Origin of the sequence: Pseudomonas sp. NY5710, from assembly GCF_013305665.1 — a bacterium.
Taxonomy (GTDB): Bacteria; Pseudomonadota; Gammaproteobacteria; order Pseudomonadales; family Pseudomonadaceae; genus Aquipseudomonas; species Aquipseudomonas juntendi.
The window spans coordinates 4,724,110-4,745,715 of record NZ_CP045554.1; the positions used below are offsets into that span (position 1 = coordinate 4,724,110).

Consider the following 21,606-nt stretch of genomic DNA (forward strand, 5'->3'; position numbering starts at 1 on the left):
GACCTCATGGGTAGCGGGACAACGGACAACCTCAAAGATGGGGCGTTGCGCCGCGCGATTCAATCGCTGCAAGGGTGAAACATTTTTCAGCAAGTGACAGCGCCACGCCTGCTTTGGGCTAAAGTGATGCACCTGTTTTTACTGCCATGCGATATAGCCCGATGAATCCGCTGAGCGTCCTGCGCGACTCCCTGTACTTTTTCCGCCGCCACCTGCCGAACATCATCCAGCTGTGCCTGCCGCTGGTCGTGCTGGAGGCCCTGCTCACCCAACTGCTGTACCGGCAACTGGGCGACCAGGCATCGCCCGCCTACGGCATGCTGATCAGCCTGCTGTGCTATCCGCTGTACAGCGCCGCCCTGATCCTGTACCTGGACACCCGTAGCCAGGGCCAGGACATCGCCAAGCGCGACCTGTTCGCCCGCGCCTTGCAACTGTGGCCGCAACTGGCCCTGCTGATCCTGATCAGCTCGCTGCTGATCATGGCGGGCCTGGCCCTGTTCGTCTTCCCAGGCGTGTGGATCATGATCAACCTGGTGTTCGCCGAGTACCTGCTGGTACTGCGTGGCCGGCCGGTGGTGCAGGCGATGCGCGACAGCGCCAGCATGACCACCGGGCATTTCATGCGCATCATGGTTTGCGTGGTCGCGGTGCTGGCCCCGATCTGGCTGATCGACGGGTTGCTGCTCATGGCGTTCCCCGAGCCATCGCCGGCCATGAAGCTGGCCATGGACAGCCTCAGCGGCTTCCTGCAGCTGTTCAGCACCGTGGTGCTCTACCGGCTGTTCATGTTGCTGGAAGAAAAAGCCGGCGCCTGAGGGCGCCCTCCCGGTCGCCTGCCAGCGCGCAGGGCACCGCGCCGCCTTCAGGTGCCCCGTGGCTTGGCCCGGGCCGTGGCCTCTGCCACCAGTGGGTCATCTGGCCAGTAGTGCTTGGGATAGCGCCCTTTGAGGTCCTTTTTCACCTCGGCGTAGGTCGTACGCCAAAAATTGGCCAGGTCCTGGGTGACCTGCACCGGGCGCCGTGCCGGTGACAGCAGGTGCAGCTTGACCTGCTGGCGGCCGTTGGCGATACGCGGGGTGTCGGCCAGGCCAAACAACTCTTGCAGGCGCACGGCGAGGATCGGCGGGTTCTCGCTGTAATCCAGCCGAATGTTCGAGCCAGAGGGCACGGCAAGGTGTGCCGGGGCCTGTTCTTCCAGGCGCTGCGGCAGCGGCCAGGGCAACAGGTTGCGCAGCAGCGATGGCAAGTCCAGGGCCGCGAAATGGCTCAGTCGGGAGACCTTGCCCAGATACGGCTGCAACCAGTCTTCCAGGCTGGCGAGCAAGGCCTCGTCACTGAGGTCGGGCCACTCGCTGTGGCCCTGCCCGGCCAAGTCCAGCTGGCGCAACAGTGCGACCCGCGCCTGCCACTGGCGCAGTTCCGGCGTCCAGGTCAGCAGGTTCAAGCCTTTGCGGCGGACCAGCCCAAGCAGCGCGCGAGCTTTGGCGTCGTTATCCAGGCCTGGCAGCGGCTCACGGCTGAGCACCAGCTCGCCCACCTTGAGTTGGCGCTCGGCGCGCAGTACCTGTTCACGCTCGTCCCAATCGAGCATGTCGACCTGCTCCACCTGCTCGGCCAGCACATCCTCGAACAGGCTGGAATCGAACGCTGCGGCCAGGTAGATACGCTCTTCACGCTGGCCCTGGCGGCTACCCAAGTCGGCGATTACCAGCCACGGGCACTTCATCAGGGCATCGACCTCGGCAAACAGCGCCGCCCGGCCATTGGCCAGGCGGTACTCGGCTCCCCCTTCGCGGCGCTGCTGGGCAACGCGGTCGGGGTAGGCCAGTGCCAGCAGTGCACCCAGCCAGCGTGGGTGGCCCGGTTCGGCGACCGCCGCGCTGGCCTTGCCACGTAGCAGGCCACGGTACTGGCGCGACAGTTGCCGGGCACGTTGCACGCCACCGTGGCCGCCCCGTACCGCCTTGCTCTCGCCACTGACCAGCGCCAACCGGCTGTGCAGGTCTGCGCCACCGCCGCGCTGTATATCCCGCTCGCCCAGCAGCGCCGCCACATCGCAGGCCATCTGTGCCAGGCCCAGCGCCTGGCCGCGCAGCAGCAAGTGCGCGATACGTGGATGCGCCGGCAGCTCGGCCATGGCCTGGCCGTGCTCGCTGAGGCTGTCGCGGCGGCCTGGCTTGAACGCGTTCAGCCGCGCCAGCAGGTCCTGGGCCTGAGCGAAGGCGGCCGCGGGGGGGTGGTCAAGCCAGCGCAACTGCTCGGGGGTGACGCCCCAGCGGGCCAGTTGCAGGGCCAGACCGGCCAGGTCTGCCTGCAGGATCTCGGCAGTGCCGTAGGCGGGAAGCTGGTCATGTTGGGCCTCGGACCACAGGCGGTAGCACACGCCCGGCTCCAGGCGCCCAGCCCGGCCGGCCCGCTGGGTGGCACTGGCGCGGGAGATCCGCTGGGTGTCCAGGCGGGTCATGCCACTACCTGGGTCGAAACGCGGCACACGGGCCAGGCCGGCGTCGATCACCACCCGCACGCCCTCGATGGTCAGGCTGGTTTCCGCAATATTGGTGGCCAGCACCACCTTGCGCAGGCCCGCCGGCGGCGGGTCGATGGCAGCCCGCTGGGCATTGAGGTCCAGCTCGCCATGCAGCGGGCACAGCAGGATCTCGGGGCGCTCGCCCAAGGCCTCCTGCAGATGCTGGTGCACCCGGCGGATCTCGGCCTGGCCCGGCAGAAACACCAACACGCTGCCCGCCTGGTCGGCGAGCGCCTGCAGCACGCTTTCCACGACCCGGGGTTCGATGAATTCCCCCGGCTGGAACGGCCGCCCCCAGCGGATATCCACCGGGTGCATGCGGCCCTCGCTGCGCACGACCGGCGCGTCGTCCAGCAAGCGTGACAAGCGCTCGCCCTCCAACGTGGCAGACATCAGCAAGATTTTCAGGGGCGGGTCGTCACGCAGCAGCTCACGGCCGTTGAGGCTCAGCGCCAACGCCAAGTCGGCATCCAGGCTGCGCTCGTGATATTCGTCGAAAATCAGCAAGCCCACCCCTTCCAGTGCCGGGTCGGCTTGCAGGCGACGGGTAAGAATACCTTCGGTGACCACTTCGATACGGGTGCTGGGGCCCACCTTGCTGTCCAGGCGAATGCGGTAGCCCACGGTTTGCCCAACCTGCTCACCCAGCTCACTGGCCAGCCGCTCGGCCGCCGCGCGGGCGGCCAGGCGCCGAGGTTCCAGCATGAGGATGGTCTGCCCGGCCAGCCATGGCTCGTGCAACAACGCCAGCGGCACACGGGTGGTCTTGCCCGCCCCCGGGGGCGCCTCGAGCACCGCTTCGTCACGGGTTTGCAAGGCTTGGCGCAAAGCGGGCAAGGCCGCATCAATGGGTAATGAAATCATGGTGGTCCTCGAACAGTCTGGCGAGTATAACGGCGAACGCAGCCTGCCTTATCATGGTCTTAGCATCAGGCGCAGGCGCTTCGCTTGCCCTGCTCAATACCCTTTCGGAGATTGTCATGCGCATCCCAACCCGCGCCATCAGTGGCGCACTCGTGGTTACCCTGCTGACCCAACTGACCGCCTGCGGCACCATTTTCTACCCGGACCGTCGCGGCCAGATCGGTGGCAAGATCGACCCGGTGGTTGCCGCCATGGACGCTATCGGCATCCTCTTCTACGTGATCCCCGGGCTGATCGCCTTCGGCATCGACTTCGCCACCGGCGCCATCTACTACCCAGGCGGCCACACCGCCCAGGTCGATCCGGCAAAACTGCAACAGGCCGTCAGCCCGGATGGCAAGGTCGACAACCTGAAACTGCAGGCCATTCTTGAAACCGAACTGGGCCAGCGCCTGCCGCTTGACGACCCGCGGCTTATCCAGCACCGCGGCAGTGTCGAGCAATTGGCCAGCCTTGGCCTGATGCCAGCAGCCTGAACCACAAGGACCTGACCACGGATGATAACCACCCCGGCTGAACACCAGCGCCTGTTGCGCCTGGCCACCCGCGCCTCGCTGGCGGTGGCCGGCATCTTGGTAGTGAGCAAGGCGCTGGCCTGGTGGCTGAGCGGCTCGGTCAGCCTGCTGGCCGGGCTCACCGACTCGGCACTGGACGCCGTCGCCTCGTTCCTCAACCTGCTGGCCGTGCACTACGCCCTGCGCCCGGCTGATGACGACCACCGCTTCGGGCATGGCAAAGCCGAAGCCCTGGCCGGCATGGCGCAGGCGCTGTTCATCGGCGTCAGTGCCGTATTGATCGGCGTGCAGGCGGTCGAGCGCCTGCATACGCCACAACCCTTGGGTGATACCAGCATCGGTATCGCGGTGATGCTGCTGTCACTCGTGCTGACGGTCGCCCTGCTGGCCTTCCAGTACAAGGTCATCCGCCTGACCGGCTCCACGGCGATCCGGGCCGACTCGCTGCACTACCGTTCGGACCTGCTGCTCAATAGCAGCATCCTGCTGGCGCTGTTACTGGCCCGTTTCGGCTGGCCGCAGCTGGATGCGCTGTTCGGCCTGGGCATTGCCCTCTACATCCTGTGGAGCGCGCTGCAGATCGCGCGCGAGAGTATCGCCATCCTGATGGACAAGGAGTTGCCCGGCGATGTGGGCGAGGAAATGGCCGCGCTGGTGTTGGCCATTCCCGGGGTCAAAGGCGTGCACGACCTGCGTACGCGGCTGTCGGGCAACCAGTGGTTCGTACAACTGCACCTGGATTTGCCCGGGCAGTTGCCGCTGCATGATGCCCATGAGCTGTGCGTGGAAGCCTCGCGGGTGATCCGCCAGCGTTATCCGCAAGCGGATGTGATGGTGCATGCCGACCCGATCTGAACCTGCGCGTGGGTCAGTTGACGCTGTACCCTCGGCCGCTGAAGCAGGCCCCCAGTGCGCGTTGGTAACTGCTGAGCACATTCGGCGGCGGCGCGTAGGTCGCGGTGGCCGGGTCGAAGCCTGACTGGCTGACCGCCCAGCGGTGGCACTGGTAACGGTCCTGCTCCTGCTGCTCCGGGCCTTGGCCATACATCGGGTACGCCACCACGTCATAACCGCCCGCAACCGGCGGCGCGGGTGGCGGCGCCACCGCCGGCGGGTTGACCACCACATATTCCTGGCTGTCTGCCAGGTACTGGTAGTAGGTATCGGCAACCAGGAAGAACAACGCCCCACCCACCCACACTTCCCGTGCATACGGCGGCAGGTAATTGACCCGCACACCGTAAGGCGGGGTTACCACGATGTAATTGCCGCCCTGCGGGCGATACCAGTAGCCACCGGAGTAGAAGTAGTCATGGCCGCGATAGGGCACTTTCCAGTAGCGGTCAGGGAAACGATCGACCGTGTGCCCAGGGCGGTACTGCGGCCCCGGCCCCCAGCCATTGCCATGGCCGTCCGGGCGCCCCTGCCAGTCGCCACCGGGCCTTGGCCCCGGCCCCCCGGCTTGCCAGCGATGCTCATCGCCATGGCGGCGGGGAATATCCTGGTAGTAGCCCTGCCGGGGCGGCTGGGTCTGGCGTACTTCGTCGCGGGCGTTCAGCGGCCGACCGGGCCCAGGGTCGCCGGGCCCTTCGGCCAGCGCCCCAAGGCTGATGCCCAACCCCAGCAAGCCAACACCTGCCAACTGCCAGATGCGCGACGTCATGGTATCCCTCTCGGTAGGTAAACTGCAGCAGGCAGCCAGTCTACCGTGCTCTTCAGGCCGGCCAATTAAAATTACCGACATGAAAAAAGGGAGGCCGCAGGGCCTCCCTTCAGGAATTGTCGTCCGTGCTCGGCACTTGTGGCGCCGGCTCACCTCACAGCGTCTTCTGGAAGCTGTGTAGCCCGGGGGCCTGCGGATCCGGTTGGATGGCTGGCCGCGACCGCCCGCCTAGGGCGCGTCGCCGTGGACTGATGTCCGGGCAGTGATTCTGTTGATAAAGATACCGGACAGCTGGCGGCAGCGGATTGCTAAGATTGCTCATATAAATAGTACTTGCGCAATTTTTCACCCTGGAATGATAATTCGCCGCAATCCGAACAGAAAAGGCAAATGCCATGAGCAAACTCGACCGCTATGACCTGAGCATCCTCGCCGAATTGCAGCGCGATGCGCGCATTTCCAACCAGGAACTGGCCGAGCGCATCGGCTTGTCGCCTTCGCCATGCTCGCGTCGGGTCAAGCAGCTGGAGGACGACGGCTACATCTCCCGCCAGGTCGCCCTGCTCGACCGCAAAAAGCTGGGCCTGAGCCTGACCGCCTACGTGCTGATCGGCATGGACCGGCACACGCCGGAGCGCTTCGAGACCTTCGAGGCCGCTATCCGCAACCTGCCACAGGTACTGGAATGCAGCCTGGTCACCGGTATGGATGCCGACTACCAGTTGAAGGTGGTGGTGCCCGACATGGACCACTACCAGAAACTGCTGCTCGGCAGCCTGACCCGCATCGAAGGCGTCACCAGCGTGCGTTCGAGTTTCGTGCTGAACCAGGTGCTGGCCAGCACCGAGCTGCCATTGACCCACCTTCGGTAATTGCCCGCCCCTGCGGGCGTATACTCGAGCGCTCAAACTGCCTGGAGAACACCGATGGATCCCGCCGTATTCGAAGAGTGGATGATGATCATCCTGGTCACCGTGCTGATCGGTTTCATGGGTTTCATCGTCTGGGACCTGGCGAAAAAGTCCAAGGCGGGCAAGTTCGGTACGCTGATCCTGTTCTTCGTGCTGGGGCTGGGGGTGCTGGCCTTTATCATCAAGAGCGTGGTGGTGGGGTTTCTTGAAGGCGTTTAGGCCTTGAGAATGCGGGGGTCGCGACCCAAGGCATGGGTTTGCGCGGTTCTGTAGGAGCGGCCTTGTGTCGCGATGGGCCGCAAAGCGGCCCCACTAGCGCTGCAATTTTGCCGGAACCTCGCGCCAGCACCCCTGCTCCAACCCGTCCAGCGCCCAGTCACCAATGCGTACCCGCACCAGGCGCAAGGTCGGCAACCCCACCGCTGCCGTCATGCGCCGCACCTGGCGGTTACGCCCTTCACGAATCACCAGCTCCAGCCAGCTGGTGGGCACGCTCTTGCGAAAACGCACCGGCGGGTTGCGCGGCCACAACGCGGGCTCGGCCAGGCGCCGCGCCTCGGCCGGCAAGGTAGGCCCATCGTTGAGCTCCACACCGTCACGCAAACGCTGCAACTGCTCGTCGCTCGGCTCACCTTCCACCTGCACCCAGTAGGTCTTGGCCAGCTTGTGCTTAGGGTCGGCAATCCGCGCTTGCAGCCCGCCATCGTTGGTCAGCAACAGCAAGCCTTCACTGTCACGGTCCAGCCGCCCGGCCGGGTATACGCCCGGGATGTCGATGAAGTCCTTGAGCGTCGCCCGCCCTTCGCCGTCACTGAACTGGGTCAGCACGTCGAACGGTTTGTTGAACAGAATCAGGCGGGGCTCGGCCGGCGGTGCCTTGGCCTGGCGACGCGGGCCGGCGGCAGGCCGCGCCTGGGGGCGGCGCGGCTTGTTACGGGGTGGCAGTGACATGGATCCTCAGCGGAACGGCGGCTCATCGAAGCTGCGCAGTTTACGCGAGTGCAACGAGTTGAGCTCGGTGCGCAGCAGGTCGAGGGCGGCAATGCCGATCTTCAGGTGCTGGCTGACCGCCCGGTTATAGAAGGCGTTGGCCGAACCTGGCAGCTTGATCTCGCTGTGCAGCGGTTTGTCGGACACGCACAGCAAGGTGCCGTACGGTACCCGCAAGCGGTAGCCCTGGGCGGCAATGGTGCCGCTTTCCATGTCCACCGCCACGGCACGTGAGAGGTTGATCAGCGGCCGCTCCTGGGCCCAACGCAGCTCCCAGTTGCGGTCATCGTAGGTCAGCACGGTGCCGGTGCGCAGGCGCTTCTTCAACTGTTCGCCCCGCTCACCGGTCACCTGCGCAGCCGCTTCCTGCAGCGCCAACTGCACCTCGGCCAGGGCCGGAATCGGAATATTCGGCGGCACCACGCGGTCGAGAATGCCGTCGCGGCGCATGTAGGCGTGTGCCAGAACATAGTCGCCAATGGTCTGCGACTGGCGCAGGCCGCCGCAGTGGCCAATCATCAACCAGCAATGCGGGCGCAGCACCGCCAGATGGTCGGTGATGTTCTTCGCATTCGACGGGCCGACGCCGATGTTGACCAGGGTGATGCCGTCGCCGTCGGCGGCGATCAGGTGGTAGGCCGGCATCTGGTAACGGTGCCAGACCACACTGGCAACCAGCGCCTGGGTTTCGCCATGGTCCATGCCTTTTTCGATGACCACGTTGCCCGGCAGCACCATGCGCACGAAACGCGGGTCGTCACGCAACTGCTCCAGGCCATGGCTGATGAACTGGTCGACATAGCGGTGGTAGTTGGTCAGCAGGATCCACGGCTGCATGTGGCGCCAGTCGCTGCCGGTGTAATGCACCAGGCGGCGCAGCGAAAAATCGACGCGCGCGGCATCGAACAGTGCCAGCGGCAGCACGTCGGCATGGTCCCAGTCGTACAGGCCGTCGGCGATATTGTCGGTGGCGGCCGACAGGTCGGTGCTGGGGAACACCCGCGCCAGCTGCGCGGCGGTGATGCCGCTGCCGGCCAGTTCGTCACCCTGGTCGACCACATAGGGGTAAGGGATATTCTGTTCGCTGACGCCCACTTCGACGGTAACGGTGTAGTCGTGCATCAGCGGGCGCAGCTGCTCCAGCAGATAACCACGGAACGCCGCGGGCTGGGTGACAGTGACGCTGTAGGTGCCGGCCACCTGCACCTTGGCGTAGGCACGCGTGGTAGCGGCGACTTCGCCATGGCTGTAGTAGGTCAGGCGCAGGGCCGGGTAGCGGAACAGGTCGCGCTGCTCGGCGTCGGGTTCGGTGCGGTCTTTCAGATAACGCTTGAGCGCAAGGCTTAGAGCACCGGTGGCTTGTTCATGCAGGGCCGCCAGACGATCGACGGCCTGTTCGGGGGTATCAACGACTACAAAAGCGTGGCTCACACTGTGCTTCCTGTCTGGACATGCATGTGAACCATCTTGCCTGCCTTCTTGGCTAAATACATCCCCACTGATCGGTGCTGGATTCTTCGCGGGCGCGCCCGCTCCCACAGGTACGGCACCGCCCGGAACATCCATGAAGATCTTGTGGGAGCGGGCATGCCCGCGAAGAAGCCGAATCAATTCGCCCAGGCTGGCGTCGCCCGCGCCACCAGGGCCTGCACATCCACACCCCGCGGCAACGCCCCATATACCCGGCCGCCCCCCGCCAACCGGCTGCCAATGAATGCATCACTGACCAGCGCATTGCCCGCCTCCAGCAACAGCTTGGCCTGCAACGCCAAGGCAATGTCCTCGGTCAACTGCCGCGCGCGGTACTGCATGTCGCCAGTATCGGCAAACGCCCCCTTGAGGTTGCCGATATGCGCCGCCAAACGTGGGTCGCCATGCCCATCGCCCAGCTCGGCGAACAAAGCATCGAGCACCCCCGGTTCCTTGGACAAGGCCCGCAGCACATCCAGGCACTGCACATTGCCCGAGCCTTCCCACGTCGAGTTCACCGGTGCTTCGCGGTACAGCCGGGGCAGGATGCTGTCTTCCACATAACCGGCACCGCCCAGGCATTCGGCGGCTTCGTTGATCATGGCCGGCGCACGCTTGCAGATCCAGTACTTGCCCACTGCCGTCACCAGGCGGGCGAAGTGCGCCTGCTGCGGGTCATCGAGCTGCTCCAGCGCCTGCCCCATGCGCAGGCTGAGGGCCAGCGCAGCCTCGCTCTCCAGGGCCAGGTCGGCAAGCACGTTCTGCATCAGCGGCTGCTCATTCAACACGCGCCCACCGACCTTGCGGTACGCGCAGTGGTGGGTAGCCTGGGTCAGCGCCTGGCGCATCAGCGCGCTGGAACCGACCATGCAATCGAAGCGGGTCATGGCGACCATTTCGATGATGGTCGGCACACCACGGCCTTCCTCACCGATCATCCACGCCAACGCCCCGCGAAACTCCACCTCGCTGGAGGCGTTCGAGCTGTTGCCCAGCTTGTTCTTCAGGCGCTGGATATAGAACTGGTTGCGGCTGTCATCCGGGCGGTGGCGCGGCAGCAGGAAACAGCTCAGCCCTTTTTCGGTTTGTGCCAGGGTAAGGAAGGCATCGCACATCGGCGCCGAACAGAACCACTTGTGGCCAACCAGCTCATAGGCCTGACCTGGCCCCGGCGCCCCGACCGGGTAGGCCCGGGTAGTGTTGGCCCGCACATCGGTGCCGCCCTGCTTTTCGGTCATCGCCATACCCAGGGTGACCCCGGCCTTGTGCCGGTCACCGACATTGCGCGGGTCATACTCGCAGGCGAGGATTTTCGGTAGCCAGTACTCGGCCAGCTCGGGTTGCAAGCGCAGGGCTGGCACGGCGGCGAAGGTCATGGTCAACGGGCAGCCGCTGCCGGCTTCGGCCTGGCTGTGCAGGTAGGTCATGGATGCACGTGCCACATGCGCCCCGGGGCGCGGCTCGGCCCATGGCAGCGACGGCAGGCCGTGCTCGATCGCGGTGCGCATCAGTTCATGGTAGGCCGGGTGGAACTCGACCAGGTCGATGCGATGGCCGTAGCGGTCGTGGCTGCTGAATTCGGGCTTGTGCGCGTTGGCCAGAAAGCCAGCCTGCATCAGCGGCCCCCCGGCCAAGGCGCCGTAGGCATCGATCCGCGACTCGGCCCAGCCCGCGCCGAAACGCCGTGACCACTCTTGGAGCGGTAGGTCCAGGCGGTACAGGTTGGCACCGTCGAGGGATGGCGGCTGGTTGGTGACTTCGTGGGTTTCAGCGTACTGGTGCAGGTTCATCGGGGGCTCCTGGATCCGGGTAGGCTTGAGAGACCCAGTGAAGCACTGCCTGCGGGGTTGGCAAAGTGGCATTCGTGACTAAAGGTGTGGTGGTGGGGGCATGGGTTGCAGGTGCATGTCTTGAGCCTGCATCTGGGCTGGCAGGTGTTCGCCATAAGATCTGCGGCGCGTTTGAGATCGAGCGCCGAAGCGTTCGCCTCGACACACTCAGCGCCTGCGAGATCGAGCGCCGTCCGCGCGGCGCTTCGCGGGTGAACCCGCTCCTACAAAGGGCGGGGGTGGCCGGTAGCCCTGCGGGTCCGGGCCGGTATCATCGATCGATGTAGGAGCGGGTTCACCCGCGAATACGGTGGTGCCGGCAACGCACAATGCCTGGCAGAAACTGGCCCGCAGGCCTGGCACTTTCGCGGGTAAACCCGCTCCTGCGACGGGCGGGGGTGGCCGGCAGCCCTGCGGGGCCGGGCCGGCATCATCGATCGATATAGGAGCGGGTTTACCCGCGAATACGGTGGTACCGGCAACGCACAATGCCTGGCAGAAACTGGCCCGCAGGCCCGGCCCTTTCGCGGGTAAACCCGCTGCTACAACGGGCGGGGGTGGCCGGTAGCCCTGCGGGGCCGGGCCGGCATCATCGATCGGTGTAGGAGCGGGTTCACCCGCGAATACGGTGGTACCGGCAATGCACAATGCCTGGCAGAAATCGGCCCGCAGGCCCGGCCCTTTCGCGGGTGAACCCGCTCCTACAATGAATCGCGCAAGCTTTTCAAATTTTGAGAAAGACAGTTGCTCCTAGGTTTGTTTTCGGGCCAGTTACGCCTGTGGGATTTGCGCGCGAACGCCTTGGCGCCCACCACGATATCGCGTCGTAAAAACAAGGCGGTCGCGCGCGTCCGGCACAGGCAATACTGGCCCGAAACAAACGTAGGAGCGGGTTTACCCGCGAAGCGCCGCGCGGGCGGCGCTCGATCTCGCAGGCGCTGAATGTGTCGAGGCGAACACCCTCCACCCCGCCCCCTCAAACCGAACGACGCTTCTGCAAGATCCCCACCGGCACCTGCCCCTGCGAAACCGCCATATTCAAACTCAACTCAAACCGGCTCCCCAACCCGCGCGTCGACTCATGCGCCAACCGCGCACCCAGCAACTCGCCCATCTGCCGGCAGATCGACAACCCGATCCCCAACCCGCCATAGCGCCGGGTCATCGAGCCATCTACCTGGAAGAACCGCTGATACAACGTCGCCTGGTACAGGTCATCGAAGCCGATACCGCTGTCGCTGACAGTGAAGGTCAGCGCCATGTCATCCGGCCCCACCCGGCGCCCGCGCACCTGGATCACCACACCGCCCTGATGGGTGAACTTCAACCCGTTATCCACCAGGCACCCCAGGCAACGCGCTAGCTTGGGCCCGTCACCCAGTAACCCATCCGGCAAATCGGCCGGGATATCCAGGCTCAGGTACAGGCCCTTGGCCAATGCCTGGCCGGCGTAACCTGCGCGCAGGCTCTGCAACAAGGTACGCAGGCTGAACGGCGCCGGCTGCGCCCGCAGGCGCCCCGCTTGCAGCTCGGACAGCGTAAGAATGGCATCGACCATGTCCATCATGCCTTGCGCCGAACCGACCGCTGTACGGTGGTACTGGGCCATCTCGCCTTCCATCGGCAAGGTATGCATCAACTCCAGCGAGCCAATCACCCCGTTCATCGGCGTGCGCAGTTCATGGGTCACACTGGCCAGAAATTCATCTTTCAACCGGTTGCTCCTGGCCAGTTGCACGTTCAGTTGTTCCAGCGTACGGCCGGTTTCACGCAAGGCCTGCGCCTGCTGCTCGCGCAGGATGTTGATGCGGTCGGCCAGCGCCAGCGACAGCAGTGCCACCTCCAATGCCGAACCCAGCTGGCTGGCATACATGGTGATGAACAGGTTCGGCAGGTAGCCCAGCACCATCAGGGTATTGACCAGGCCACCAAGCAGGAACGCCGTCCACGCAATGATGAACCAACGCGCCAGGCGCAACCCCCGCCACCAGGCATACAGCCCGGCGCTGAACACGCTGACGGTGAACAGCAGCGCCAACAGGGTGGCCACGCGCAGGGCCACCCCGTAGGCCATGCTCACGGCCAGCACCATGACCACCACGCCCCCCAGCATCAACAGTTGCAACAGCCGATCGAAGCCCCGGCTGATACTGCCAAGCTGCAGGAAGTGGCGGGCGAACTGGCAGGCGAACAGTGCGGCAGCACCGATGCTCAGCGGTGTCGCAGCATTCGCCCACCATGGGCTGTCCGGCCAGAAGTAGGCTACACCGGCGCCATTCACCGACACCTGGTAAAGGCCGAACGAGGCGATATAGAGGATGTAGTAGAGGTAGCTGACGTCGCGCACGCTGAGGTAGATGAACAGGTTGTACACCAGCATCACCAGCAGCACGCCATAAATCATGCCCAGCACATACAGGCGGGTCGGTTGCGCCTCGATATAGGCCTCGGGGGCCCATAGCGCCAGCGGCGCCTGCACCGAGCCCTGGCTATGCAGCCGCAGGTAAGCGGTAGTCACCTGGCCGGGCGGTAGCTGCAGCTCGAACAGATAATTGCTCTGGCGCACCTGCCGGCTGTCGTAGGGTAAGGCATCGCCGGTGCGCTGGGCTAGGCGGTAACCACCATTGCCATCGGCCAGGTACAGCTCCAGATGATCCAGGGGCGGGTAGGCCAGTTCCAGCAGCCACTGCCGGGGCGCAGCACCGGGCGCCGCAACCGGGCGCAACTCGACCTTGAGCCAGAACACCGAAGTGGAATAACCGGCGTTCAGCACCTCGTCTGGGTGTGGCCGGAAGTATCTGGCAAAGTCAGGGGCGCTGACTTGGGCGATGCTGCTACTGCCATCAGGGTCTTCATAAACCTGCATGACCTTGCCCAGCGGTAGGTGCCGGGTAGCCCCGTCGAAATCGACTGCGCCGGCCAGCACGGGCAGCACCCCCAGAAGCACAATCAGCAAATAGCGCATACAGCCCCAGCCTGGTCTGTGCAGTCGCGTCGGGGTTGCCTCCCATCCGTTTGAGACGACGTGATCCAGCAGAGTCCGTTTATCGAGTTATCCAAGCACTCTAGCATAGCTGTAAGCGCTGGCAATCGGCCATACCAAAACGCGAACAAAGGCCTCTAAATCAATAGTTTGAGGGGATATCCAAGCCATAAGCTGACCATTCGATCAGTAAATCTGGTTTGTCGGACGATTCTCCCAAACAGGTTTGGTGGTAAGCTCGCCGACCATGAATACCTACAGCTCCCGCCCCGTTGTCCTCTGTCTCTCCGGCCACGACCCAAGTGGCGGCGCCGGCCTGCAGGCAGATATCGAAGCCCTGCTCGCCCAAGGCTGTCACGCTGCACCCGCCGTGACTGCCCTGACCGTGCAGGATACCGTCAATGTTTCCGACTTCCGGGTACTCGACCGCGAGTGGGTGCTGGCCCAGGCTAACGCCGTACTGGCCGACTCCACGGTTGCCGCGGTCAAGCTCGGCATGCTTGGCTCGATCGACATGGTCGACACCGTCGCCGAGCTGCTGGCCGCACACCCGCACCTGCCGCTGGTCTGCGACCCGGTGCTGCGCGCCGGCGGCGGCGGCCGCCTGGGCAAGGATGAAGTAGGCTATGCCCTGCGCGAACGCCTGCTGCCGCTGGCGACCATCGCCACGCCGAACCTGCCTGAGGCGCGCATTCTCGCCGAACTGCCCGAGGGCAGCGCCGATGCGTGTGCCGAGAAGCTGTTGCCGTTCTGCAAGCACCTGCTGATTACCGGCGGGCACGGCGACGAAGACGAAATCCACAACCGCCTGTACACCCAGAACGGCCAGCAATACACGTGGACCTGCCAGCGCCTGCCAGGCAGCTACCACGGCTCGGGGTGCACCCTGGCCAGCGCCCTGGCCGGCCGCCTGGCCCTGGGCGAGCAGCTGGAAAGCGCCGTACGCAGCGCCCTTGACTACACCTGGCGCACCCTGCGTGACGCCGAGCAGCTGGGCAAAGGCCAGTACGTGCCGCGCCGCCTGCCCCTGGACTTCTGCGCTTGAAGCGAGGCTTTCAATGAAGCTACGTGGTCTGTATGCCATTACCGACAGTCAACTGCTTGCCGGCCGTTTCCTGTCTTATGTCGAAGCGGCGCTGGAAGGCGGCGTGTGCCTGCTGCAGTACCGCGACAAAAGCGACGACGCAGCGCGCCGGCTGCGTGAAGCCGAAGCGCTGATGAAGCTGTGCGAGCGCTATGGCACCCAGCTGCTGATCAACGACGACGCCGAACTGGCCGCGCGCCTGGGCGTCGGCGTGCACCTTGGCCAGACCGACGGCCCGCTGACCCCGGCCCGGGCCCTGCTCGGCCGCCAGGCGATCATCGGTTCCACCTGCCACGCCAGCCTCGCGCTGGCCGCCCAGGCCGCCAAGGAAGGTGCCAGCTACGTGGCCTTCGGCCGCTTCTTCAACTCCGTGACCAAGCCCGGCGCGCCTGCCGCCAGTACCGAGCTGCTGGAGCAGGCTCGCGCCCAGGTAAAGCTGCCGATCGCGGTGATCGGCGGCATTACCCTCGACAACGCCGCCCCGCTGGTCGCCCATGGCGCCGACCTGCTGGCGGTGATCCACGGCCTGTTCGGTGCCGACAGCGCGCAGGAAGTTACCCGCCGCGCCCGCGCCTTCAACGCCTTGTTCGCATCCTGATTCGAGAGATTCCCATGTCCCGTTCCGAAGCCCTGTTCGCCCAAGCCCAGAAGCACATCCCCGGCGGCGTCAACTCGCCGGTCCGCGCTTTCAAGAGCGTTGGCGGTACGCCGCTGTTCTTCAAGCATGCCGAGGGCGCCTACGTCGTTGACGAGGACGACAAGCGCTATGTCGATTATGTCGGCTCCTGGGGCCCGATGATCCTCGGCCATGGCCACCCCGAGGTGCTGGAGTCGGTGCGCAGGCAGCTGCAGCACGGGCTGTCCTACGGTGCGCCAACGGCCATGGAAACCGAAATGGCCGACCTGGTCTGCTCGATCGTGCCGTCGATGGAAATGGTGCGCATGGTCAGCTCGGGCACCGAAGCCACCATGAGCGCCATCCGCCTGGCCCGTGGCTACACCGGCCGCGATGCCATCATCAAGTTCGAAGGCTGCTACCACGGCCACTCGGACAGCCTGCTGGTAAAAGCCGGCTCCGGCCTGCTGACCCAGGGCGTACCCAGCTCGGCCGGCGTGCCAGCCGACTTCGCCAAGCACACCCTGACCCTGCCGTTCAACGACATCGCTGCCGTCGAGAAGACCCTGGCCGAAGTTGGCCAGACCGTGGCCTGCATCATTGTCGAGCCAGTGGCCGGCAACATGAACTGCGTGCCACCGGCCCCGGGCTTCCTCGAAGGGCTGCGCGAGCAGTGCGACAAGCATGGCGTGGTACTGATCTTCGACGAAGTGATGACTGGCTTCCGCGTTTCCCTGGGTGGCGCCCAGGGCCACTACGGCATCACCCCGGACCTGTCCACCTTCGGCAAGATCGTCGGCGGCGGCATGCCGGTCGGCTGCTTCGGCGGCAAGCGTGAAATCATGGGCTGCATCGCCCCGCTAGGCCCGGTCTACCAGGCCGGCACCCTGTCGGGTAACCCGCTGGCCATGGCCGCCGGCCTGACCACCCTGAAGCTGATCAGCCGCCCCGGCTTCCACGCCGAGCTGACCGACTACACCAGCCGCATGCTCGACGGCCTGCAACAGCGCGCCGATGCCGCCGGGGTGCCGTTCGTCACCACCCAGGCCGGTGCCATGTTCGGCCTGTACTTCAGCGGTGCCGACGATATCGTCACCTTCGATGACGTGATGGCCAGCGACGCCGAGCGCTTCAAGCGCTTCTTCCACCTGATGCTCGACGGTGGCGTGTACCTGGCACCGAGCGCGTTCGAGGCGGGCTTCACCTCCATCGCCCATGGCGACAAGGAGTTGCAGATCACCCTGGATGCGGCTGAGAAGGCTTTTGCTGCCCTGAAGTGACGCTTTGCCTGTACCGGCCTCTTGGCAGGTTTACCCCGCGAAGAGGCCGGTCCAGGCAACAATCATTCATGCACAATCAGCTGACTTCACCCACCAAGCAGAAATTCGAGTAAAACTTTGTAAGGTTGGCGCTGCTTATCCCATAATGTGCCACCAGAGACATTGGCCGCAGCTTTGCAGAGGTAAGTCGATCCCCATGAACCGCACCGGCCGCGCCCTGACCCTGGGCTGCCTGTTGCTTCTTCAGCCCCTGCTGGCCCTGGCGGAGGGCGGTAACTCGTTGCTCATTCCGGCAGCGGGGCGCTGCACCTTGAACGTTCAGCCTGAAGACCTGGCAAACGCCCTCAAGGCCTGCGAGCAGACGGCGAGCGCGGGGGACGCCCAGGCGCAGTTCGAACTGGGCGAGTACTACTACACGCAAACCCCCAAGAACCTCAACAAAGCCCTGGACTGGTTCCAGAAAGCCTCGCTGCAAGGCCAGGCCGATGCCCAGTATCGCCTGGGGGCCATGTTCTTCCATGGCGAAGGGGTCAAGGCCAACAATGTGCAAGCCTATATCCTGCTGAAAATGGCCGCGGTCAACGGTGCCGAAGACGCGCTGGACATGGCCGACGAAGTGACCGAGCAAATGCCTCGCGACGACCTGGAGCATGCCACCCAGGTGCTCGGCCAGATTTTCCGCAAATACCTGCTGGAACTGCAGAACGCCGAAGGGCGCACGCCGTTCTCGCCATTGCCCTGACCGCCAGTACGCCAGCATGGGTACACGCGCCCGGTGCAGGGCGAACATACCCTTGATCGTTTCAGTGCTTTCGCCACTGCCATTCAAGGGTTATTCTTGAGTTCAACTCCATTGCCGTCGAGCGGCTAAAAACGACCTTGAACGCACCCATAGAACCCCATCGTTTCATCCTCGAACCTTTCGAGGCCAACCGTTTCGCCAACTTGTGCGGCCAGTTCGACGAGCACCTGCGCCTGATCGAACAGCGCCTGGCCATCGAAATCCGCAACCGTGGCAATCAGTTCGAACTGATCGGCGAACCCAAGACAACCTCTGCTGCTGAACAGCTGCTGCGCCGTCTCTACCGTGAGACCAAGGCCACTGACCTGTCGCCGGAAACCGTGCACCTGTACCTGCAGGAGTCGGCCGTCGAGCACATCGACAACCCGGCCGTCAACGAAGTCAGCGTGTCGCTGCGCACCCGCAAGGGCAATATCCGCCCGCGTGGTCTGAACCAACAGCGCTACGTCAAGGAAATCCTCGCCAACGACATCAACTTCGGCATCGGCCCGGCCGGTACCGGCAAGACGTACCTGGCAGTGGCCTGCGCGGTGGATGCACTAGAGCGCGAGCAGGTGCGCCGCATCCTGCTGGTACGCCCGGCGGTCGAGGCAGGCGAAAAGCTCGGCTTCCTGCCTGGCGACCTGGCGCAGAAGATCGACCCGTACCTGCGCCCGCTGTATGACGCTTTGTACGAAATGCTCGGCTTCGAGCACGTGGCCAAGCTGATCGAGCGCCAGGTCATCGAGATCGCCCCGCTGGCGTACATGCGCGGCCGCACCCTGAACAACAGCTTCATCATCCTCGACGAAAGCCAGAACACCACGCTCGAGCAGATGAAGATGTTCCTGACCCGTATTGGCTTCGGCTCTACCGCGGTGATCACCGGCGACATCACCCAGGTCGACCTGCCCCGTGGCACCAAGTCGGGCCTGGCACACGTCATCGAAGTATTGCGGGACGTGCCGGGTATCAGTTTCACCCACTTCCAGCCCAAAGACGTGGTTCGTCATCCACTGGTGCAGCGTATCGTCGAGGCCTATGACCGCTTCGATGCCCGCCAGGCCAAGCCTGAGGCACCCGGCAAAGATGCTTGAACTCGACATTCAACGGGCCACCGATGCCGCTGCCCCGGGCGACGATGACTTCCGCCGTTGGTGTGAGCTGGCCTTGCGCCAGCGCAGCGCCGACTCGGAAATGACCATTCGCCTGGTCGACGAAGCCGAAGGCCGTGAGCTGAACCACACCTACCGGCACAAGGACTACGCGACCAACGTGCTGTCGTTCCCTGCCGATGTACCCGATGACCTGCTCGATATCCCGCTACTGGGCGACCTGGTCATCTGCGTGGCGGTGGTCGAGCGCGAAGCAAGCGAGCAAGGCAAGTCGCTAGACGCGCATTGGGCCCACCTGGTCATTCACGGTTGCCTGCATCTGCTTGGCTACGACCACATCGAAGATGAGGAAGCCGAGGAAATGGAAGGCATGGAACGAGAATTGCTGGCAGAACTGGGTCACCCCGACCCGTATGCCGATGATGAAACCGACACCCTCACACACTGATACACGAAGGATCACGAGAACCGCCATGAGCGAAGATCGATCGAGCAACGGGCAGAAGTCCTGGCTGGGTAAACTGACCCAGGCTTTTGCCCATGAGCCGAAAAACCGCCAGGAGCTGCTGGAGCTGCTGCGCGAAGCCCATCAGAACAAACTGCTGGACAGCGAGGCGCTGACCATTGTCGAAGGCGCCATCCAGGTCGCCGACCTGCAGGTGCGCGACATCATGGTCCCGCGCTCGCAGATGATCAGCATCAAGGCCAGCCAGTCGCCGCGCGAATTCCTGCCGGCGGTGATCGACGCCGCGCACTCGCGCTACCCGGTGATCGGCGAAAGCCACGACGATGTGCTCGGGATCCTGCTCGCCAAGGACCTGCTGCCGCTCATCCTCAAAGAGAACGGCGACAGCTTCAATATCAAGGACCTGCTGCGCCCGGCCACCTTCGTGCCCGAGTCCAAGCGCCTCAACGTGCTGTTGCGCGAGTTCCGTGCCAACCACAACCACATGGCTGTGGTCATCGACGAATACGGCGGCGTGGCCGGCCTGGTCACCATCGAGGATGTGCTGGAGCAGATCGTTGGCGATATCGAGGACGAGCACGATGTCGAGGAAGACAGCTACATCAAGCCGCTGCCCAGCGGTGACTTCCTGGTCAAGGCGCTGACCCCGATCGAGAACTTCAACGAGTTCTTCGACAGCGAGTTCTCCGATGACGAGTTCGACACCGTCGGCGGCCTGGTGATGAGTGCCTTTGGCCACCTGCCCAAGCGTAACGAAACCACCGAGATCGGTGCCTACAAGTTCCGTATTCTCAACGCCGACAGCCGGCGGATACACTTGCTGCGCCTGACCCCGATCAACCGTTAAGGACAAACATGCGTTGGATCACCCGCCCCGGCTGGCCCGGTAACCTGCTGGCCCTGGCGGCCGGCGCATCCACCCTCCTGGCCCTGGCACCGTTCGATATCTGGCCGCTGGCTTTGCTATCGATCGCCCTGCTCTACCTGGGCCTGCGCGAGCTCAGCCCGCGCCAGGCCATGTGGCGTGGCTGGTGGTTCGGGTTTGGCCTGTACGGCGCGGGCACCTGGTGGATCTACGTCAGCATGACCACCTACGGCGGCGCTTCGCCATTGCTGGCGATCGTGCTGTTGTTGGCATTTTTTGCCGCCCTGGCGTGGTTCTTCGCCCTGCCCACCTGGTTGTGGGCACGCTGGTTGCGGCGCAACGAAGCGCCGCTGGCCGACGCCTTGTGTTTCGCCGCCCTGTGGCTGCTGCAGGAAGCTTTCCGCGGCTGGTTCCTGACCGGTTTTCCCTGGCTCTACGCCGGTTACAGCCAGCTCGACGGGCCGTTGGCAGGCCTTGCCCCGCTGGGTGGTGTATGGCTGGTTTCCTTCGCCCTGGCCCTCACTGCCGCCCTGCTGTGCAACCTGCACCGCCTGCGCGCGCGCCCTGCGTTCCTGGCCATTGCCGCGGTGCTGTTGCTGGCGCCCTGGGCCCTGGGCCTGGCACTCAAAGGCCATGCCTGGACGAAGCCGGCTGGCGACCCGCTGAAAGTGGCGGCCATTCAGGGCAACGTCGAACAGGACCTGAAATGGGACCCGGCGCACATCGATGCACAACTGGCGCTGTACCGTGACCTGAGCTTCAGTTCCAAGCCAGTGGACCTGCTGGTGTGGCCCGAAACCGCGGTACCGGTGCTCAAGGACCAGGCCCAGGGCTACATTGATGTGATGGGCCGCTTTGCCGCCGAGCGGCATTCGGCGCTGATCACCGGGGTACCGGTACGCGAAGAGGTGCACCACCAGCGCCGCTACTACAACGGTATCACGGTGGCCGGCGAAGGCGATGGCACCTACCTCAAGCAGAAACTGGTGCCGTTTGGCGAGTATGTGCCGCTGCAGGACATGCTGCGTGGCGCCATCGAGTTCTTCAACCTGCCCATGTCGGACTTTGCCCGTGGCCCGGAAGACCAGCCACTGCTGCAGGCCAAGGGTTACCAGATTGCCCCGTACATCTGCTACGAAGTGGTCTACCCGGAATTCGCTGCGGGGCTGGCGGCGCGTAGCGACCTGCTGCTGACCATCAGCAACGACACCTGGTTCGGCACCTCGATCGGCCCGCTACAGCACTTGCAGATGGCACAGATGCGTGCGTTGGAAGCCGGCCGCTGGATGATCCGCGCCACCAACAATGGTGTGACCGCGCTGATCGATCCGTTCGGCCGTATCACCACGCAAGTACCACAATTCCAGCAGGCGGTGATGTATGGCGAAGTGGTGCCGATGCAGCAGCTCACGCCCTATCTGCAATGGCGTTCGTGGCCGCTGGCGATTGTCTGCGTGCTGCTGCTGGGCTGGGCATTGTTGGCCGGGCGCATAGCCAAGACCGTCTAACTGGCATTACACGGTCCCTGTAGGAGCGGGCTTGCGTCGCGATGGGCTGCAAAGCAGCCCCGGCAATCTTGAGATA

The 21,606-nt window shown here is 64.5% G+C and carries 19 protein-coding genes; 13 read left to right on the top strand and 6 right to left on the bottom strand.

Annotated features, from left to right (window positions below; translation table 11 throughout):
- The first annotated feature begins 161 nt into the window (after positions 1-161).
- Positions 162-818, top strand: coding sequence for a YciC family protein (locus GEV39_RS21830; RefSeq protein WP_173891189.1), 657 nt, complete (start codon positions 162-164; stop codon positions 816-818).
- 47 nt (positions 819-865) lie between these two features.
- Here the strand turns inward: GEV39_RS21830 and hrpB are convergent, their stop codons facing one another.
- Positions 866-3,394, bottom strand: a complete 2,529-nt coding sequence (hrpB, locus tag GEV39_RS21835) for an ATP-dependent helicase HrpB (protein WP_173891190.1) — start codon at positions 3,392-3,394, stop codon at positions 866-868.
- 116 nt (positions 3,395-3,510) lie between these two features.
- Between hrpB and pmcY the strand changes: the two genes are divergently transcribed.
- The gene (gene pmcY, locus GEV39_RS21840) at positions 3,511-3,930 is read left to right on the top strand and encodes a periplasmic Zn2+ metallochaperone PmcY (RefSeq protein WP_173891191.1); all 420 of its coding nucleotides are present in this window, start codon (positions 3,511-3,513) and stop codon (positions 3,928-3,930) included.
- Between the two features lie 21 nt (positions 3,931-3,951).
- Positions 3,952-4,824 carry a cation diffusion facilitator family transporter gene (locus GEV39_RS21845; protein WP_457254173.1) on the top strand — a complete coding sequence of 291 codons (873 nt, stop codon included), beginning with the start codon at positions 3,952-3,954 and terminating at the stop codon, positions 4,822-4,824.
- Between the two features lie 13 nt (positions 4,825-4,837).
- Here the strand turns inward: GEV39_RS21845 and GEV39_RS21850 are convergent, their stop codons facing one another.
- Positions 4,838-5,632, bottom strand: coding sequence for a DUF6515 family protein (locus GEV39_RS21850; RefSeq protein WP_173891192.1), 795 nt, complete (start codon positions 5,630-5,632; stop codon positions 4,838-4,840).
- A 395-nt stretch (positions 5,633-6,027) separates the two neighbouring features.
- Here GEV39_RS21850 and GEV39_RS21855 point away from each other — a divergent pair, with 395 nt between their 5' ends.
- Complete coding sequence (locus GEV39_RS21855; RefSeq protein ID WP_003249795.1) at positions 6,028-6,504, top strand: Lrp/AsnC family transcriptional regulator; 477 nt, start codon at positions 6,028-6,030, stop codon at positions 6,502-6,504.
- 54 nt (positions 6,505-6,558) lie between these two features.
- A complete protein-coding gene (locus GEV39_RS21860; protein ID WP_003249787.1) occupies positions 6,559-6,762 on the top strand; it encodes a DUF2788 domain-containing protein in 204 nt (67 codons plus the stop codon).
- A 93-nt stretch (positions 6,763-6,855) separates the two neighbouring features.
- Here GEV39_RS21860 and GEV39_RS21865 read toward each other — a convergent pair whose 3' ends face one another.
- The 4 genes from GEV39_RS21865 to GEV39_RS21880 all read right to left on the bottom strand — a co-directional run bounded on the left by GEV39_RS21865 (position 6,856) and on the right by GEV39_RS21880 (position 13,797).
- Positions 6,856-7,494: a pseudouridine synthase gene (locus tag GEV39_RS21865; RefSeq protein WP_029887384.1), complete on the bottom strand. Its 639-nt coding sequence runs from the start codon at positions 7,492-7,494 to the stop codon at positions 6,856-6,858.
- A 6-nt stretch (positions 7,495-7,500) separates the two neighbouring features.
- Positions 7,501-8,964, bottom strand: a complete 1,464-nt coding sequence (gene amn / locus GEV39_RS21870; protein WP_173891193.1) for an AMP nucleosidase — start codon at positions 8,962-8,964, stop codon at positions 7,501-7,503.
- Between the two features lie 176 nt (positions 8,965-9,140).
- On the bottom strand, positions 9,141-10,793 hold the full coding sequence (locus tag GEV39_RS21875) for an acyl-CoA dehydrogenase family protein (protein WP_173891194.1): 1,653 nt from the start codon (positions 10,791-10,793) through the stop codon (positions 9,141-9,143).
- 1,015 nt (positions 10,794-11,808) lie between these two features.
- On the bottom strand, positions 11,809-13,797 hold the full coding sequence (locus tag GEV39_RS21880) for a sensor histidine kinase (RefSeq protein ID WP_173891195.1): 1,989 nt from the start codon (positions 13,795-13,797) through the stop codon (positions 11,809-11,811).
- Positions 13,798-14,062: 265 nt separating this feature from the next.
- Between GEV39_RS21880 and GEV39_RS21885 the strand changes: the two genes are divergently transcribed.
- The 8 genes from GEV39_RS21885 to lnt all read left to right on the top strand — a co-directional run bounded on the left by GEV39_RS21885 (position 14,063) and on the right by lnt (position 21,530).
- Positions 14,063-14,860 (top strand): hydroxymethylpyrimidine/phosphomethylpyrimidine kinase, encoded by a 798-nt coding sequence (locus GEV39_RS21885; RefSeq protein ID WP_029884760.1) that lies wholly within the window; start codon positions 14,063-14,065, stop codon positions 14,858-14,860.
- A 13-nt stretch (positions 14,861-14,873) separates the two neighbouring features.
- A complete protein-coding gene (gene thiE, locus GEV39_RS21890; RefSeq protein ID WP_173891196.1) occupies positions 14,874-15,497 on the top strand; it encodes a thiamine phosphate synthase in 624 nt (207 codons plus the stop codon).
- A gap of 14 nt (positions 15,498-15,511) precedes the next feature.
- A complete protein-coding gene (gene hemL / locus GEV39_RS21895; protein WP_009685400.1) occupies positions 15,512-16,795 on the top strand; it encodes a glutamate-1-semialdehyde 2,1-aminomutase in 1,284 nt (427 codons plus the stop codon).
- A 196-nt stretch (positions 16,796-16,991) separates the two neighbouring features.
- A complete protein-coding gene (locus tag GEV39_RS21900; protein WP_173891197.1) occupies positions 16,992-17,537 on the top strand; it encodes a tetratricopeptide repeat protein in 546 nt (181 codons plus the stop codon).
- Between the two features lie 137 nt (positions 17,538-17,674).
- Positions 17,675-18,673 carry a PhoH family protein gene (locus tag GEV39_RS21905; RefSeq protein WP_009685398.1) on the top strand — a complete coding sequence of 333 codons (999 nt, stop codon included), beginning with the start codon at positions 17,675-17,677 and terminating at the stop codon, positions 18,671-18,673.
- The gene (ybeY, locus tag GEV39_RS21910; RefSeq protein ID WP_173891198.1) at positions 18,666-19,139 is read left to right on the top strand and encodes an rRNA maturation RNase YbeY; all 474 of its coding nucleotides are present in this window, start codon (positions 18,666-18,668) and stop codon (positions 19,137-19,139) included. Before GEV39_RS21905 ends, ybeY begins: the two co-directional genes overlap by 8 nt.
- A gap of 25 nt (positions 19,140-19,164) precedes the next feature.
- The gene (locus GEV39_RS21915) at positions 19,165-20,004 is read left to right on the top strand and encodes a CorC family transporter (protein WP_009685396.1); all 840 of its coding nucleotides are present in this window, start codon (positions 19,165-19,167) and stop codon (positions 20,002-20,004) included.
- A gap of 8 nt (positions 20,005-20,012) precedes the next feature.
- The gene (lnt, locus tag GEV39_RS21920) at positions 20,013-21,530 is read left to right on the top strand and encodes an apolipoprotein N-acyltransferase (RefSeq protein ID WP_173891199.1); all 1,518 of its coding nucleotides are present in this window, start codon (positions 20,013-20,015) and stop codon (positions 21,528-21,530) included.
- The last annotated feature ends 76 nt before the right edge of the window (positions 21,531-21,606 follow it).

Coding starts and splice junctions, on each gene's coding strand:
- GEV39_RS21850 (WP_173891192.1), bottom strand. CDS start 5,632: ATGACGTCGCGCATCTGGCAGTTGGCAGGTGTTGGCTTGCTGGGGTTG.
- GEV39_RS21875 (WP_173891194.1), bottom strand. CDS start 10,793: ATGAACCTGCACCAGTACGCTGAAACCCACGAAGTCACCAACCAGCCG.
- pmcY (WP_173891191.1), top strand. CDS start 3,511: ATGCGCATCCCAACCCGCGCCATCAGTGGCGCACTCGTGGTTACCCTG.
- ybeY (WP_173891198.1), top strand. CDS start 18,666: ATGCTTGAACTCGACATTCAACGGGCCACCGATGCCGCTGCCCCGGGC.
- GEV39_RS21915 (WP_009685396.1), top strand. CDS start 19,165: ATGAGCGAAGATCGATCGAGCAACGGGCAGAAGTCCTGGCTGGGTAAA.
- GEV39_RS21855 (WP_003249795.1), top strand. CDS start 6,028: ATGAGCAAACTCGACCGCTATGACCTGAGCATCCTCGCCGAATTGCAG.
- GEV39_RS21860 (WP_003249787.1), top strand. CDS start 6,559: ATGGATCCCGCCGTATTCGAAGAGTGGATGATGATCATCCTGGTCACC.
- lnt (WP_173891199.1), top strand. CDS start 20,013: ATGCGTTGGATCACCCGCCCCGGCTGGCCCGGTAACCTGCTGGCCCTG.
- GEV39_RS21885 (WP_029884760.1), top strand. CDS start 14,063: ATGAATACCTACAGCTCCCGCCCCGTTGTCCTCTGTCTCTCCGGCCAC.
- hrpB (WP_173891190.1), bottom strand. CDS start 3,394: ATGATTTCATTACCCATTGATGCGGCCTTGCCCGCTTTGCGCCAAGCC.
- thiE (WP_173891196.1), top strand. CDS start 14,874: ATGAAGCTACGTGGTCTGTATGCCATTACCGACAGTCAACTGCTTGCC.
- GEV39_RS21900 (WP_173891197.1), top strand. CDS start 16,992: ATGAACCGCACCGGCCGCGCCCTGACCCTGGGCTGCCTGTTGCTTCTT.
- GEV39_RS21845 (WP_457254173.1), top strand. CDS start 3,952: ATGATAACCACCCCGGCTGAACACCAGCGCCTGTTGCGCCTGGCCACC.
- GEV39_RS21865 (WP_029887384.1), bottom strand. CDS start 7,494: ATGTCACTGCCACCCCGTAACAAGCCGCGCCGCCCCCAGGCGCGGCCT.
- hemL (WP_009685400.1), top strand. CDS start 15,512: ATGTCCCGTTCCGAAGCCCTGTTCGCCCAAGCCCAGAAGCACATCCCC.
- GEV39_RS21830 (WP_173891189.1), top strand. CDS start 162: ATGAATCCGCTGAGCGTCCTGCGCGACTCCCTGTACTTTTTCCGCCGC.
- GEV39_RS21880 (WP_173891195.1), bottom strand. CDS start 13,797: ATGCGCTATTTGCTGATTGTGCTTCTGGGGGTGCTGCCCGTGCTGGCC.